Here is a 13,075-nt window from a genome sequence, read left to right as displayed (position 1 = left end):
AGCAAGAAGTGTTGAACCAGAAGACAAAGGCGACCCGTATCGTTGTCGCCGCGGTTGGGGCTTTCGTGGCGGTTTCCGCAATCGCGCAGACGGCGATCACCTTCCGCAACACCATTACGGGCGAGGTTCTGAATTTCAATGACGCGCTGCCGGAAGGCAAGGACACGGCGGCCGTCAAGGAATTCATGACCACGGGCAAGAATCCCTACAATGAGGATGTGAGCTGCCTGAAACAGGGCGAGCAGATCTTCCTCTCCGCCTGCTCTGGCTGTCATGGCCATCTCGGCGAAGGCAAGATCGGGCCCGGCCTCAATGACGCCTATTGGACCTATCCGCAGAACGAGACAGACGAAGGTCTGTTCTCGACGATTTATGGGGGCGCGCAGGCGTCGATGGGTCCTCAGTACCAGAATCTCCAGTTGGATGAGATGCTGAAGGTGATGGCCTGGATTCGCCATCTCTTCAAGGAAGCGCCGGAAAAGGCGTCGTGGCTGTCGGATGATCAGCGCAAGGCTTTCAAGCCCTACGCCGGTCATGAGACTCTGCCGGACAACCCGCCGGGCAAGTGTCAGGCCAAGAAATAAGTTCGACCAAGGAAGTTCCGCCCCCATCGGTCGGAGGCGCAAACAAAGAGGCCCAGGCCTCGCACAATGGAGGAACTAGGGATGCGTAAGTTGCATTTCGCCGCGGCTCTCGCCGTCGGCTTCATGTTCACCGCCGGCGGCGCTCTCGCCTATGACGGCACCAAGTGCAAGGCGCCCGGCAATTGCTGGGAGCCCAAGCCCGGCTTCCCGGACAAAGTCGAGGGCTCGAAATACGACCCCAAGCACGATCCCAAGGAGCTCGCCAAGCAGGGCGCGTCGGTCCAGGCAATGGAAGAGCGTAACAAGAAGCGGGTCGAAAACTTCAAGAAGACCGGCAAGTGGGAATATGACGTGAGCAAGCTCGCTCAGTAAGGTTTCGCCGCGCGGCAACGCGGTGAATATGAAGCGGCCACGATCTGGAATCGATGTTATCCAACAACAGCGCATCGAGTCCGTTCCCGAGATCGTGGCCGCCTTTTGTCGATAGCATAGGTCGCGCCTTGAACGAGGTCTCCAAATCCGAGCCTGAACTCGCCGAATGGCGGGAACGCGCGATCGCCTTCGAGCAGGAAATCCGAAAGGCGGTCGTCGGCCAAGACCGTGTCATCCGTCTCGTCACCATCGGCGTCTTCGCACGCGGCCATGTCATGATCGAAGGCGATGTCGGCGTCGGCAAGACGACGTTGCTTCGTGCGGTCTCTCGCGCCCTGGGCGGCGATTTCGCCCGTGTCGAGGGCACGGTCGACATGATGCCGAGCGACATTCTCTATCACGCCTATCTCGGCGACGATGGCCGTCCCCGCGTCGACCCCTCCGAACTTCTTCGCCTCGCCGAGACGCTGCCCGTCTTCTTCTTCAACGAGATCAATCGCGCGCGCCCGCAGGTGCATTCGCTGCTCCTGCGTCTGATGGCGGAAAGAAGCGTTACGGCGTTCAATCGGCTGTATCGCTTTCCCTATCTCCAGGTCTTCGCTGACCGCAATATGGTCGAGCGCGAAGAGACCTTCGACCTCCCCGCCGCCGCGCGCGACCGGTTTTTCATGGAGATCTCCATGGCCGCGCCGGCGGATCGAGAAGCAAGGCGCAGACTGGTCTTCGACCCCGCCTTCCAGGATGTCGACGCTTTGCTCGAGCGCGTTGCGCCGGGCACGGTGGATTACCGCGAGATCGGGGACGTGGCGCGGCGAATCCAGGAAACGGTGAATGCGAGCGCGACCCTGGAGAGCTACGTTCTCAACCTGTGGCAGGGCCTTACGCAACCCGCTTCAGTCGGCATATCGCTCCCGGATGTCGACGTCTCTACGCTTGTCAAAGGGGGAGCCAGCCCGCGCGGGCTCGCCACGCTGGCGCGCGCGGCGCGGGTGCGCGCCTGGCTCGCAGGCCGGGATTACATGACTCCCGACGATGTCAAAGACGTCTTTTTCGAGGTCATGGGGCATCGCATCTTTGTCGATCCCATTCATGCGCTACGGGGCGACGAGCCGGTGAGACAGCTTTGCCACGCGGTCTTGGACGCGACGCCGGTCCCATGAAGACGCCCGCCGACATACTGTATCGACCGCGTGGACGCTTCCGGTCCAATCACGCCGGCGCGCATGTATCGAGCGAAGTCGGTGGCTTTGGCGTGTTCCGCGATCAGGCTCCGTTCCTGCGCTATCCAGACGCGAGGCACATCGATCTGCGAGCCACCTTGCGCGATCCCTTTGGGGAGACGCATGTCCGGCGCTTTGAGCAGAGAAGCGCGATCGAGATCTATGCGATTATCGACCTGTCGGCGTCCATGGGCTTCGTCGGGGCTGTCGATCGTTTCGCCGTAGCCTGCGATATTTGCGCGGCGCTCGCCTTTTCGGCGACGCGGATCGGCGACCGCTTCGGCCTCATCGCGGGCGGCGCCGGCCTGTGCGACGAACTGTTTCTATTGGCGACGCGTTCGAGAAGCGCGGCGATGCGCGCCGTCGAGCGATTGCAGAGCGTACGGCCCGCGAGCGCCCACGCTGAAGGCTTGGTCGACGCAGCGACGCATCTCGGCGCCGGGCGTAAGCTCGTGCTTCTGATTTCCGATTTTCGCTGGCCCTCGCGTTTGGTCCATCGCGTCTTCGGTTCGCTGGCTATTCACGACGTTTTACCTGTGGCTCTCGTCGACTCCGTCGAACTCGATCCGCCGCGCTGGGGACTTCTCAAACTACAAGATCCAGAGACCGCCCGCCGGCGCCTGATGGTGATGCGTCCGGCCCTGCGCGATAAGTGGATAGAAGCTGAGGCGGAGCGCCGGGAGGAGTTGATCCGGCTGACGGCTGGGCGCGCGCGTCCGCCGATCTTCATCGAGGATCGCTTCGACCCGCTATCCCTCAGTTCACGCCTGATGGCGGCGTGAGGCGCGTCATGCGTGTCGGCTTGCTCATCATCCTTTCGCTGGCCTGGGCGTTTCCCGCGCAAGCCGACGACGCGCGGGTGACGATCCATTCTGCGCGGCCCTTCGGCTATTTCGTCGGCGATATCATCCACGCGCGCGTCGACATCGCGACATCGGTGAATGCGACTCTCGTCTCCGCCTCGCTGCCGCGCCCCGGTCCCTTGAGCGCTTCTCTGGATCTCAGAGCCGTCGACATTCACGCGAACACGGTCGGTTTCGAGAAGCGCTGGCGCCTCGATCTCATCTATCAGAATTTCTACGTCGCACTCGATGTGCGCAATATCGAAATTCCTGGTTTCGAACTGCGTTTTGGGGACGAGACCGTCCAGGTGCCCGCATGGAGCGTCGGCGTCGCGCCCTTGCGCGAAATCGTCCCCGCAAAACAGGAACGCCCGGAAGACTACCTGCGCCCGGATTCGCCGATGGTCTTGGCCAGTGAGACGCAACCGGAGCGCCTCGCGATCGCCTTTGGAGCGCTTTCCCTTCTGGCGTTCGGCGTCGTCGCGCGGGATCGCGCCTGGCCGCCATTCCAGCGAAGACGGGAACGCATTTTTAATGCGCTCGCGCGTGAACTCGCCGCGAAGGCGCATGATGGACACGATGACCTCCCGGGGGCCATGCAAAGCATGCATCGAGCAATCGATCGCGCCAATGGAGGAACGCTGCTCGGAGAAGACGTCAGCATATTTTTGGCGCAGCGGCCAGAATTCGTGTCGTTGCGGCCATCCTTCGACCGCTTCTTTGCCGCCTCGCGCAGCGAATTTTTCTCGGAGGGCAAGACCGACCGTTACGGATTTGCGGAGTTGCTGGACTTCGCGAGAGCGCTCGCCCGGCAGGAACGCGCGCAATGACGCTCCCCGGCTTCGATCATCCGGGACTGCTGTTACTTGCGCCAGTCGCCGTCGTACCCTTGCTGCGATCCGCTTTGCGAAACTCCACCGTCCCGTCTCTAAATTGCGCGCCGGAAGATAGCCTTTCGGAAGTTGTCGGCGTGACGCTCAAATTTCTCGGCGCGGCGGCGCTGCTCGCAAGCCTCATGGGAGCGGCCGGGCCGTCTTTCCCGGGAGCGGAGGTCGAACGCCTCGCCGAGGGCGCGCAAATCGTGATGCTGATCGACCGAAGCGGCAGCATGAACGAGACCTTCGCGGGACGGAGCCCCTCCGGCGGCGAAGAATCCAAGGCGTCCGCGGCCAAGCGCATCCTAAAGGCCTTCGTCGACAGACGTCGACGCGATCTTGTCGGCGTCGCGGCCTTCTCGACGTCGCCCATGCTGGTGACGCCCCTTTCGGATCGCCTCGACGCGACAAGGGCGGCGATCGACGCCATGGATCGCCCGGGGCTCGACTACACCAATATTGCGCGCGGTCTCGCAATGGCGCTTTCGATGTTTCGCGCGAGCGACGCCGAACATTCGCGCGCCATTCTGCTCATCTCCGACGGCGCCGGCGTGATCGATCCGAAAATTCAGGACGATTTGCGCGCCGACTTCAGAAGGACCCGCGTCAATCTCTATTGGCTGTTCCTGCGCACCGAAGGAAGCCGGGGAATTTCCGCGGCCCCGGATGGCGAATCCGAATCTCCGCAAGCGGCGCCGGAACGGCATCTCGATCTTTATTTCAAATCTCTTGGCGTGCCCTATCGCGCCTTCGAAGCGGAAGGCGCGAAGGCGACCGAGGATGCGCTCGGGCAGATCGACCGGCTCGAACGCCAGCCCATCCGCTATTTCGAGAAGTTGCCGCGCCGTGATCTCGGCGGCGTGTTCTTCGCCGCGGCGCTGTTTGCGTCCTGCCTGCTTATCTTCGCGAAGCTGGCGGAGGTCCGCCTCTCACCCTCGAGAGGCGCATCATGATCGCGCGTCTTCGCAAAGCATTTTTCCATTTCTGGCGCACGCAGCGCTCTCTTCTTCTCGCCGCCGCCGCATCCGGCTTTGCCCTTGCCGCGCTCCTCGAAGGCGTCGCGTGGCGGCGCGCCGTTGCGACGAATGATGCTATCGAGGCGCTCCGCGCCGGGCGGGACATTCCCATCGATATGGAAGCGCCGCCCGAGGCGCTTTTCGCGCGCATCGCTTATCTGGCGAAGCGCGATCGTCTCGATCAGGCGCGCGCCTTCCTCGAGGCGTTGGATCGTAGCGGGGACGAGCCATCGCGCGCGCGCGCTCATTATCTCGTCGCGAACGCACTACTTCGCGCCGCTCTGGAGCATATCGAGAAATCCGAGCTCGAAGCCGCCGGGCCCTTCGTCAATCTCTCGAAACACGAATATCGCCGCGCGCTCAAGCTCGACCCCGAATTTTGGGACGCGAAGTTCAATATGGACGTCGCGGCGCGGCTCGTGCGCGATTTCCCGGATTTCGAAAGAAAGAGCGGCGACGAACTCAGCGCCGACCCCAAGAAGCTCTGGACTGACATTCCAGGCAAGCCGAAAGGCCTGCCGTGATGTGTCCCGACCTGCGTGATCCTCGCCTGATCCTGCTGGCCTTGGCGACGGCCTTGCTCGTCGCGACCTTTGGCGCGCCCACAATGCGGGTGACGCGCCCGGGTTACGACATTCTTGCAATCATCGACATCACGGGAAGCATGAATGTTCGCGACTATGCGGCGGGCGGGAAGCCGATCAGCCGGCTCGAAAAGGCCAAGGCCGCGCTACGGGATTTGATTGTCGCGCTGCCTTGCCCCTCGCGCGTGGCGCTCGGCGTCTTCACCGAGCGGCGCCCGTTCCTGCTCTTCGAGCCAATCGACGCTTGCGCGGAATTCTCGCCGCTGGAAGCGGCGATCGCGGCGATCGATTGGCGCATGGCGTGGGAGGGCGACAGCCGCATTTCCGCCGGACTGTTTCGAGCCGTGGATATGGCGCGTGAGTTGAGGGCCGATCTCCTCTTCTTTACCGATGGCCAGGAGGCGCCGCCGCTACCCGCCTCGGGCGGTCCCGTGTTCGACGGAAGAGCCGGCGAGACGCGCGGGCTGATTGTCGGTACGGGCGGCTATGAACTCTCGCCGATCCCGAAATTCGACGACAGGGGCCGTGAGGTCGGCTTTGTAGCAATCGAAGATGTGCCGCATGAAAGCCGCTTCGGACTCCCGCCCAAAGGCGCGGAGCGACGAGAGGGCTTCAACGAGCGCAATGCGCCTTTCGGCGCGACGGCGGCCGTCGGCGTGGAGCATCTCTCCTCGGTGAAGGAGGAATATCTTCGCTCGCTCTCCGAAAGGACCGGCCTCGGCTATTTCCATCTCGACGACAAAGCGAGCCTTCCGGAGGCCTATCGGGGCGTCGCGACCGAGCGCGCTCGCGACGGAGCGCTCGATTTACGACCCTATCTCGGGGGCTTGTCGGCCGCTTGCCTGCTCGCGGCCTATTCAGTGAGGCCCCTTTCGGACCGCTTCGCGCGTAAAGGGCGCTCCACGCGTTCCGCCTCGAAATGACAATGAGGGAGTTTCAAATGATAAAAGCGCTGTCACTGCTGGCTTTCCTGTTCGGGACGCCGGCTTTTGCGCATGGACCGACGCCGATCAAGGTCGATGAGACGATCGTCATCGCCGCCGATCCGAAGGCCGTGTGGGCTGTGGCCGGAAAGTTCGACGGGCTGGCCGCGTGGCATCCCGACGTCCAGTCGGTGAAGGCCTCGGGGGGCGACGCGGCGGGCGCCGAGCGTGAGGTGACGCTCAAAAAGGGCGGGGTGCTGAAAGAGGGGCTCGACGAATATGACGGGGCGGCGCACAAGCTCGGTTGGCGAATGTCCGATCCCAATCTCGATGCGCTGCCGGCGAGCTCGTATTCACTTTCCTTTTCTGTCGACCCGACGCCGGACGGCGGCAGTCAGGTGAAATGGTATGGTCGCCTCTATCGCGGCGACACCAGCAATGAGCCGCCGGACAATCTGAATGACGACGCAGCGCGCACGGCAATGGCGGCGTATCTCCATAATGGGCTCGAGGGCCTGAAGAAGAAGCTCGAAGGCAAATAGAGTGAGACTGCTTCGCGTCTCGAAAGCAGAGGCCGCTCTCGCCATGTGCCTCATCTGCGCCGCTTGCGGCAAGGAGGAGGGCGCAAGCGAAGTGAACGACGTGATCGAGACGCAGGCGGAGAAGAGCAGCGAGATGTGGTTGCGCGCCAACGAGCAGGTCGATCCCGCACTTTGGCTCGCCAGCCGGGAAGCCGGCCGCGAGCTTGCGGCGACCGATGCGGCCGTGGGCAAGATGCGCGAGGCGATCGTGGCGGCGCGCGCCCATTTCCTGGAGTCCCACCGCATGCTCGCCAACAGAACGGCCCAGATTGGCAAGATGCTCGCTGAAGACGGGGCTGCGGAGGACTACGCCGGTATTTTACGTGAACTCGCCGACGTCGCGAAGGCCGCAGGACAGACGCAGACTTATGGCGAGCTTTGCCAGCATTATTATAATTTGCGCCACAAAGGCGGCACGCGAGAAGAGGCGTTGGCAGTACTGGCCGAGCGCTACAAAGCGCAAAAGCAATTCAGATAGGGTGAGGTCTTCAGACCAGCCTCATCGCGACCTTGTTCTCGACAGCGATGCGCAAAAGATCCGCCTTCGACCGCGCGCCGAGCTTGCGCTTCAGCAGGATGCAGTTGTTCGCGACCGTCTTGTAGGAGACTTTCAGAATATGCGCGATCTCCGTCATATCCTTGCCATTGGCGAGATTGCGCAGGATTTCGATCTCGCGATTGTTGAGGGCGTCGAGCGGATTTTTCTTTAGGCTCTGATCGGCAAAGGCGAGTTTGAGCGCGAGATTGCTCGAGAGGTAGCGTTCACCCGCGCCGACGGATCGGATCGCCTTGATAAAAACCTTGGGGTCCTCGCTTTTCGCGAGATAGCCCCGCGCGCCGCGTTCAATCGCGCGCGCCGCGAAGACCGGATCGTCATTCATCGTGAATACGATGATTTTTGCGTTGGGATTGCGCTTCAACAGCAGACGCAGCAATTCGAAACCGGAGACGCCAGGAAGGTTGATGTCGAGAACGATAACGTCCGGCGCGGTCGAAGCGTATTTTTCGAGCGCCTCGTCAGCGTTGTGAGCTTCGGAAACTTCTATGTCCGTCTGCCCGGAGAGCATGCCCCGGCAGCCCTCGATCACCATCGGATGGTCGTCGACGATCAGAACGCGCATGACGATTTTTTCTTGTTGTGGACTTCGATCTTTGTTGTGAAAACCGTGCGCGGTGTCAATGACCTTGTGGCTTTGCGGCCATTCTTTCCAGGCGACGGGCGATGATTTCTCTGAAGGCGGGTCTGAGCTGGCTGATTGGCGTGGTGCTCCTTGCCACCCTCTTGATCAATCTGGCCATTCAAATGATGCATGCCGGGCCACGCGTTCGCGCCGAAGCGGGAAGTAATCTCCGACTTGTTCGGGAATTTGTCCTGTCAACGATTGCAAGTATTCCCGATAGCGCGAACCCTACGCCGGCTCTCCGTAGACTTTTCGCCAATCTTGGCAGCTTGCGCCATGTCGACATCAAGATACTCGAACGGGGCGAAGCGCCGCCTGTTTGGTCAGCGGCTGATCACATCAAGGACGCCGATCCGCCGGCATGGTTCGTCAGACTGGTCGACGTTCCGTCCCCGCGAGCCATACTTGTGCCCATCCGGGCTCAAGAGAGTGACTACGGCAACGTCTTGATCCTTTCCAATCCGCTCGACGAATTGGAGGAGATCTGGTCCGACATGACGTGGCTGGCGTCAATCAGCCTCGTCGTGACGCTTGCGATCATTGTTCTCGTGCTCCTTCTAGTGCGATTGTCCCTCACGCCATTCAGCGCATTGCAGGCTGGTCTCGCCGATCTGGAGGCGGGGAAGACCGGAATCCGGATCGCGCCTCGCGGCGCGTTGGAATTCCGGAATATTTCTAGCGCACTAAACTCGCTGGCGACGACGCTCGACCGCGTGCGGCAGGAGAACCGCGATCTCGTTAACGAACTCATCGAGATTCAGGACAGTGAGCGCAAGGAGATCGCGCGGGATCTGCACGACGAGGCGGGGCCTTGCCTCTTTTCAATCCGCGCGGCGGCGGCCTCGCTGCAAGAAGCAGTCGCGCATACGCCATCCGATCCTGAACGGCTCCGGCAAATCGGCGCGATCGTGGACCGCGCCAGCGAAGCGCTTCAGTCTTTATTTCGGGGCCTGCTTGAGCGCTTGCGGCCGAAGGGTCTAGCTGAACTCGGGCTTGAGTCGGCGCTCAAGAGCCTCTTCGCCTCCTGGGCGCTCGGCCATCCTGAGGTCGAACTGCGCCTGGTGTCGCCTCATGATTTGTCGTCCCTTGACGAAACCACCGCCTTTACGGCCTATCGAGTCGTTCAGGAGAGCGTAACCAACGTCTTCCGACACGCAAAGGCGAATTGGGCTCAGGTTTCGGTGACGTTCGGGTGGGATAAGCTCAGCGAAGCGGGAAACGACGAAGTGGAAGAGGTTCCGACACTGACTCTGCTGATCGAGGACAATGGGATCGGAATTGCGGAAGAGCATCGTTCTGGAATGGGTCTGCTCGGCATGCGCGAGCGTGTGCAGGCGCTTGGCGGCGCGATGAAGGTTGAGCGCCGCGCGGGAGATGGCACTCGAGTGATCGTCTCGCTCCCAATTCGCGACGAAGAGGAGCTGAGTAGCGGGTAGACGCCCAAGCGGGCTGCGGCCTGATCTCAGGAATTTTTGGCATGCGCCGTTGGCGGATTTTCTGGCTGAATGAGCCACGGTTGAGCGCTATGTTATGTGGTGGCCACAGGCCCGATTCAGGAGGAAATAATCATGATTTGGTCGAGCCCGGTGATCGTCGAAGTGTGCGTCGGCATGGAAGTCACGAGCTACACGTCCGCTGAAATCTGAGACGCGCAAACTTACCGACTCGCGCGGCGCGGCTTCGAGCTGCGTCGCGGCGCCGGAGGATCATCGGCGCTCCTGTTCCATCATTTGGTTTCGCCTGACTCCTTCAAGCGCAGCCGCGAGGTTGGTCGAGAGGGAGGGTCTAGGCGGTTGATTTTTTATAAAATCGTAAGATTGCCGGGATCGGGACAAGATAGAAAACGGTTCTGTATGAAATTGGTAATGATGGGGGCGAATCCCTCTTGCGGCGCCACCTCCGATCTTTGGTTGCTTCGAACCCTTGCCTTAAATCGACAATGTCCGCTTCAGCCTTTACCATCGCCGTAGCCAGGTCCTTGGAGGCTTTGGGACTGAGCGGGCAGGAGGGGGCGTGGGTCAGCGGAGACGGATTTTCGCCGTTCTGGGCGGGCTTTTCGGGGCGTTTCTGTTCTACGAGGCGCTGACGACCCTCGTTGTCTATACGGACGACGCCTATGTGCGTTCCTATAATGTGTCGGTCGCGCCCGAGGTGACGGGGCGGATTGTCGGCGTTCACGTGGTCGACAATCAGGAAGTGAAGATCGGCGATCCGTTGGTTTCGATCGATCCGGTTCCCTTCCAGCTCGACGTGAACGAGAAGAAGCACGCGGTCGATGAGGCGCGCGCCCAGCTCGCCGCCGATCAGGACGCGATCAAAGGCGCGCAGGACGCCGTCGCCTCGAAAAGCTCCGCGCTTACATTCGCCAAAGGCGCGCAGCAGCGCCGCGTCGCGCTGGGCAAAGGGGATTTCGTCTCCCCAGAAGATGTCGACGCCGCCACGGACCGCGAGAACCGCGCAGCCGCGGGCGTCGCCCAGGCGCAATCGCTCGTCGCGCAGCGAATGTCCGCGCTCAACATGCACAAGGCGGCGCTCGCCAAGGCGGAAGCCGCGCTCGCCACAGCGGAGTGGCGGCTGTCGCAGACTGAGCTCGTCGCCCCGCGTCCCGGCACGATCAACAATCTCACCGTGCGCGTCGGCGATACGGCCCCGGCCTATGCGCCGCTCGTCGGCATCATCGACGCGGAAGGCTGGCGCATCATCGCCAATTATCTCCAGTCGGACCTCAGACTGATCGAGGAGGGCAAACCGGCCTGGGTCTGGCTCGATTCGCATCCCTGGCATTGGCGGCGCGCGTGGATCGAGGGCGTCGCGCGCGGCATCAGCCGCCATCAGGGGCCCGAAAAGCTGCTCCCTTATGTCGAGCCGACGACGGACTGGATCCGCCTGCAGCGGCGTTTTCCCGTCACCATAACGCTCGTCGATCCGCCCCCCGATCTGAAGCTCTATATGGGCGCGGATGCGCGCACCGTGATTTTCCCATGGTAGAAGCCACGCCGTCTCAAGGCGTCCTCTCGGCGTTTTTCGACGACCTTGGCGAGTTGAGCTGGAGCGGCCCCCGCGGGCGGGCCTGCCTGATCGCGACCCTCTCCGTCGTGCTGTCCACCATCGTGGCGCTCGCGCTGAGGCTCGACAATGCGTGGTGGGCGGGCATCAGCGGCTTCATGGTGAGCCAGGCGACGAGCGTCGCATCGTTTCGCAAGGGCTTGCAACGCATCGCCGGCACCATCGTCGGCGCGCTCATCGCCTTCTTCGCCATGCGCTGGATCGCTTACGACCATCTCGCCTGCTACCTGTTCCTGCTCGTCTTCACGACGATCGGCGTGCTGGGCTTCGAACTCGAACGCAATGGCTACGCGTGGCTTCTGGCGGCGGTGACGGCCGACATGATTGTGTTGATGTCGTTGCAGGACCCGCTCGCGACGCTGCATGTGGCGGTCTATCGCACGGCGGAAGTGACGATCGGCACGCTCGTCGCGATGATGGTCGCCTTCGTGCTCGCCGGCGACGGCGCGCCGCAGGAATCAAGCGCCCCGCCGCCCGGTTTCGCAAGCATGTTCGACGCAGGATTTCCTGCCCTTCTGCATGCGCTGCGCAGCGGAATCAGCGTCATGCTGATTCCGCTGGTCTGGTCGTTGCTGGAACTCCCCGCGCTCGGCGCGCAGATGGGCGTGACGGCGATTGTCGTCGCAGCGGCGCCGGTGCTGGGCGTGCAGCCGTCGATCCTTCTCACCGTCGTCGTCACCCGCGCGCTGCATCGCATGGCGGGCTGCGTCATCGGCGGCGCGGCGGCGCTCTTCTGTCTCATGATCCCGCTGACCTTTTTTCTCCCCTGGTTGATCGCGCTTGCGGCCGGCGTCTGGATCGCGACGCATATCCAGTCGAGCGCGCGCGGGATCGGCTATGTCGGCACCCAGATGAGCCTCGCCTTCATCATGACGCTCGTGCAGGGCTTCGGCCCGCCGGCGAGCATCTGGCCCGGCCTCGATCGCTTCGCCGGCATCATGATGGGACTGACGGTGCTGCTGCTCGTCTCGCTCATTCTATGGCCGGCGGAGGAAGCGCGGTCGGGGAGCGCGGCTGGCGAGCGTTGAGACGGCCTCTTGCCCCTGCGCGGCTTTCCGGCGATTCTTCCCTGTCGAGATTCACAAGGTATGGTCATGACCCGCAATTTCTCGCGGACGCTCTTCGTCCTCCTGTCGTTCGGCGTCGTGGAAACGGCGACGGCGCAGGAAACGCCCAGGGACATCATCGCCGCGCATGTGCGCCTGCAAGGCTATAAATGCGACGCGCCGCAGAGCGCGACGCGCGACGTCAAGGCGTCGCGGCCGGGCGAGGCGGTCTGGAAGATCATCTGTGAAGACGCACGCTACAAGGTGCGCATGATCCCAAACATGGCGGATGTGATCGAGCCGTTTTGAGCGGGGCCGATCACGGGCGGATGTAGAGATAGCCGTCGCGCTGCAACTCCGCGAGGCGCACGGTTCCCGCTTCCGTGATCAGAAAGCCAGAGGCGAGGTCCTTCTCCTCCATGTTCTGGCCGCGCAGCGCGACGGCGCAGACGTAAGGAGACATGCCGCGTTTGAGGAGCCCGGCGAGACGCTCCTGCGTGACGCCGGAGCCGTCGCGCCGGAAGGCGCGGACGGCCGGACCGTGAACGACGAGCGCCAATGTCACCGGCCCGCCGGCGTTCTCGTAATGCACGCGCATATTGTGCAGGACGAAATCGGCCTTCTCGAAGTCCGAGAGGTGATAGACGACCTTCATGGGCGCCTTCGCCTCTTCCGCCGCCGCCTTGGCGCCGAACAAGCCGGCCGCCGCCGCCAGGGCCCCGTGGAACATGCCGCGTCTGTTCATCTCGCTCCCCTCCTGCATCTTTCCAAAAATATGGCATAGT

Annotated in this window: 17 protein-coding genes; 15 read left to right on the top strand and 2 right to left on the bottom strand. The window is 62.5% G+C overall.

Going from position 1 to position 13,075, the window contains the following annotated elements:
* Window positions 1–11 precede the first annotated feature (11 nt).
* From moxG to ACPFMJ_RS10300, 10 genes are all read left to right on the top strand, one after another.
* Window positions 12–584: a cytochrome c(L), periplasmic gene (gene moxG / locus ACPFMJ_RS10345; protein WP_424363698.1), complete on the top strand. Its 573-nt coding sequence runs from the start codon at window positions 12–14 to the stop codon at window positions 582–584.
* Window positions 585–665: 81 nt separating this feature from the next.
* On the top strand, window positions 666–956 hold the full coding sequence (locus ACPFMJ_RS10340) for a methanol dehydrogenase [cytochrome c] subunit (RefSeq protein ID WP_424363697.1): 291 nt from the start codon (window positions 666–668) through the stop codon (window positions 954–956).
* Window positions 957–1,084: 128 nt separating this feature from the next.
* The gene (locus tag ACPFMJ_RS10335) at window positions 1,085–2,116 is read left to right on the top strand and encodes an AAA family ATPase (protein ID WP_424363696.1); all 1,032 of its coding nucleotides are present in this window, start codon (window positions 1,085–1,087) and stop codon (window positions 2,114–2,116) included.
* Window positions 2,113–2,958: a DUF58 domain-containing protein gene (locus ACPFMJ_RS10330; protein WP_424363695.1), complete on the top strand. Its 846-nt coding sequence runs from the start codon at window positions 2,113–2,115 to the stop codon at window positions 2,956–2,958. Before ACPFMJ_RS10335 ends, ACPFMJ_RS10330 begins: the two co-directional genes overlap by 4 nt.
* A gap of 8 nt (window positions 2,959–2,966) precedes the next feature.
* On the top strand, window positions 2,967–3,848 hold the full coding sequence (locus ACPFMJ_RS10325; RefSeq protein WP_424363694.1) for a nonribosomal peptide synthetase MxaA: 882 nt from the start codon (window positions 2,967–2,969) through the stop codon (window positions 3,846–3,848).
* Window positions 3,845–4,846: a vWA domain-containing protein gene (locus ACPFMJ_RS10320; RefSeq protein WP_424363693.1), complete on the top strand. Its 1,002-nt coding sequence runs from the start codon at window positions 3,845–3,847 to the stop codon at window positions 4,844–4,846. Before ACPFMJ_RS10325 ends, ACPFMJ_RS10320 begins: the two co-directional genes overlap by 4 nt.
* A complete protein-coding gene (locus ACPFMJ_RS10315; RefSeq protein WP_424363692.1) occupies window positions 4,843–5,433 on the top strand; it encodes an MxaK protein in 591 nt (196 codons plus the stop codon). Before ACPFMJ_RS10320 ends, ACPFMJ_RS10315 begins: the two co-directional genes overlap by 4 nt.
* Window positions 5,433–6,416: a VWA domain-containing protein gene (locus ACPFMJ_RS10310; protein WP_424363842.1), complete on the top strand. Its 984-nt coding sequence runs from the start codon at window positions 5,433–5,435 to the stop codon at window positions 6,414–6,416. Before ACPFMJ_RS10315 ends, ACPFMJ_RS10310 begins: the two co-directional genes overlap by 1 nt.
* A gap of 17 nt (window positions 6,417–6,433) precedes the next feature.
* Window positions 6,434–6,958: an SRPBCC family protein gene (locus tag ACPFMJ_RS10305; protein ID WP_424363691.1), complete on the top strand. Its 525-nt coding sequence runs from the start codon at window positions 6,434–6,436 to the stop codon at window positions 6,956–6,958.
* 1 nt (window position 6,959) lies between these two features.
* The gene (locus ACPFMJ_RS10300; protein ID WP_424363690.1) at window positions 6,960–7,475 is read left to right on the top strand and encodes a hypothetical protein; all 516 of its coding nucleotides are present in this window, start codon (window positions 6,960–6,962) and stop codon (window positions 7,473–7,475) included.
* 10 nt (window positions 7,476–7,485) lie between these two features.
* On the opposite strand, the gene ACPFMJ_RS10295 is transcribed toward ACPFMJ_RS10300, so the two are convergent.
* Window positions 7,486–8,118, bottom strand: a complete 633-nt coding sequence (locus tag ACPFMJ_RS10295) for a response regulator transcription factor (RefSeq protein ID WP_424363689.1) — start codon at window positions 8,116–8,118, stop codon at window positions 7,486–7,488.
* 101 nt (window positions 8,119–8,219) lie between these two features.
* On the opposite strand from ACPFMJ_RS10295, the gene ACPFMJ_RS10290 reads away from it, so the two are divergent.
* From ACPFMJ_RS10290 to ACPFMJ_RS10270, 5 genes are all read left to right on the top strand, one after another.
* Entirely contained in the window at window positions 8,220–9,614 is a 1,395-nt protein-coding gene (locus ACPFMJ_RS10290; protein ID WP_424363688.1) for a histidine kinase, read from the top strand.
* A 132-nt stretch (window positions 9,615–9,746) separates the two neighbouring features.
* On the top strand, window positions 9,747–9,824 hold the full coding sequence (gene pqqA / locus ACPFMJ_RS10285; RefSeq protein WP_424363841.1) for a pyrroloquinoline quinone precursor peptide PqqA: 78 nt from the start codon (window positions 9,747–9,749) through the stop codon (window positions 9,822–9,824).
* A gap of 367 nt (window positions 9,825–10,191) precedes the next feature.
* Window positions 10,192–11,166 (top strand): HlyD family secretion protein, encoded by a 975-nt coding sequence (locus ACPFMJ_RS10280; protein WP_424363687.1) that lies wholly within the window; start codon window positions 10,192–10,194, stop codon window positions 11,164–11,166.
* Complete coding sequence (locus ACPFMJ_RS10275; protein ID WP_424363686.1) at window positions 11,160–12,272, top strand: FUSC family protein; 1,113 nt, start codon at window positions 11,160–11,162, stop codon at window positions 12,270–12,272. Before ACPFMJ_RS10280 ends, ACPFMJ_RS10275 begins: the two co-directional genes overlap by 7 nt.
* A gap of 66 nt (window positions 12,273–12,338) precedes the next feature.
* A complete protein-coding gene (locus ACPFMJ_RS10270; protein ID WP_424363685.1) occupies window positions 12,339–12,599 on the top strand; it encodes a hypothetical protein in 261 nt (86 codons plus the stop codon).
* Window positions 12,600–12,609: 10 nt separating this feature from the next.
* Here the strand turns inward: ACPFMJ_RS10270 and ACPFMJ_RS10265 are convergent, their stop codons facing one another.
* A complete protein-coding gene (locus ACPFMJ_RS10265; RefSeq protein ID WP_424363684.1) occupies window positions 12,610–13,035 on the bottom strand; it encodes a DsrE family protein in 426 nt (141 codons plus the stop codon).
* Window positions 13,036–13,075 lie beyond the last annotated feature (40 nt).

The organism is Methylocystis parvus, from assembly GCF_049675845.1.
Taxonomy (GTDB): domain Bacteria; phylum Pseudomonadota; class Alphaproteobacteria; order Rhizobiales; family Beijerinckiaceae; genus Methylocystis; species Methylocystis parvus_A.
The sequence above is the reverse complement of the archived record's forward strand: the minus strand, read 5'-3'. Positions and strand labels throughout refer to the sequence as shown.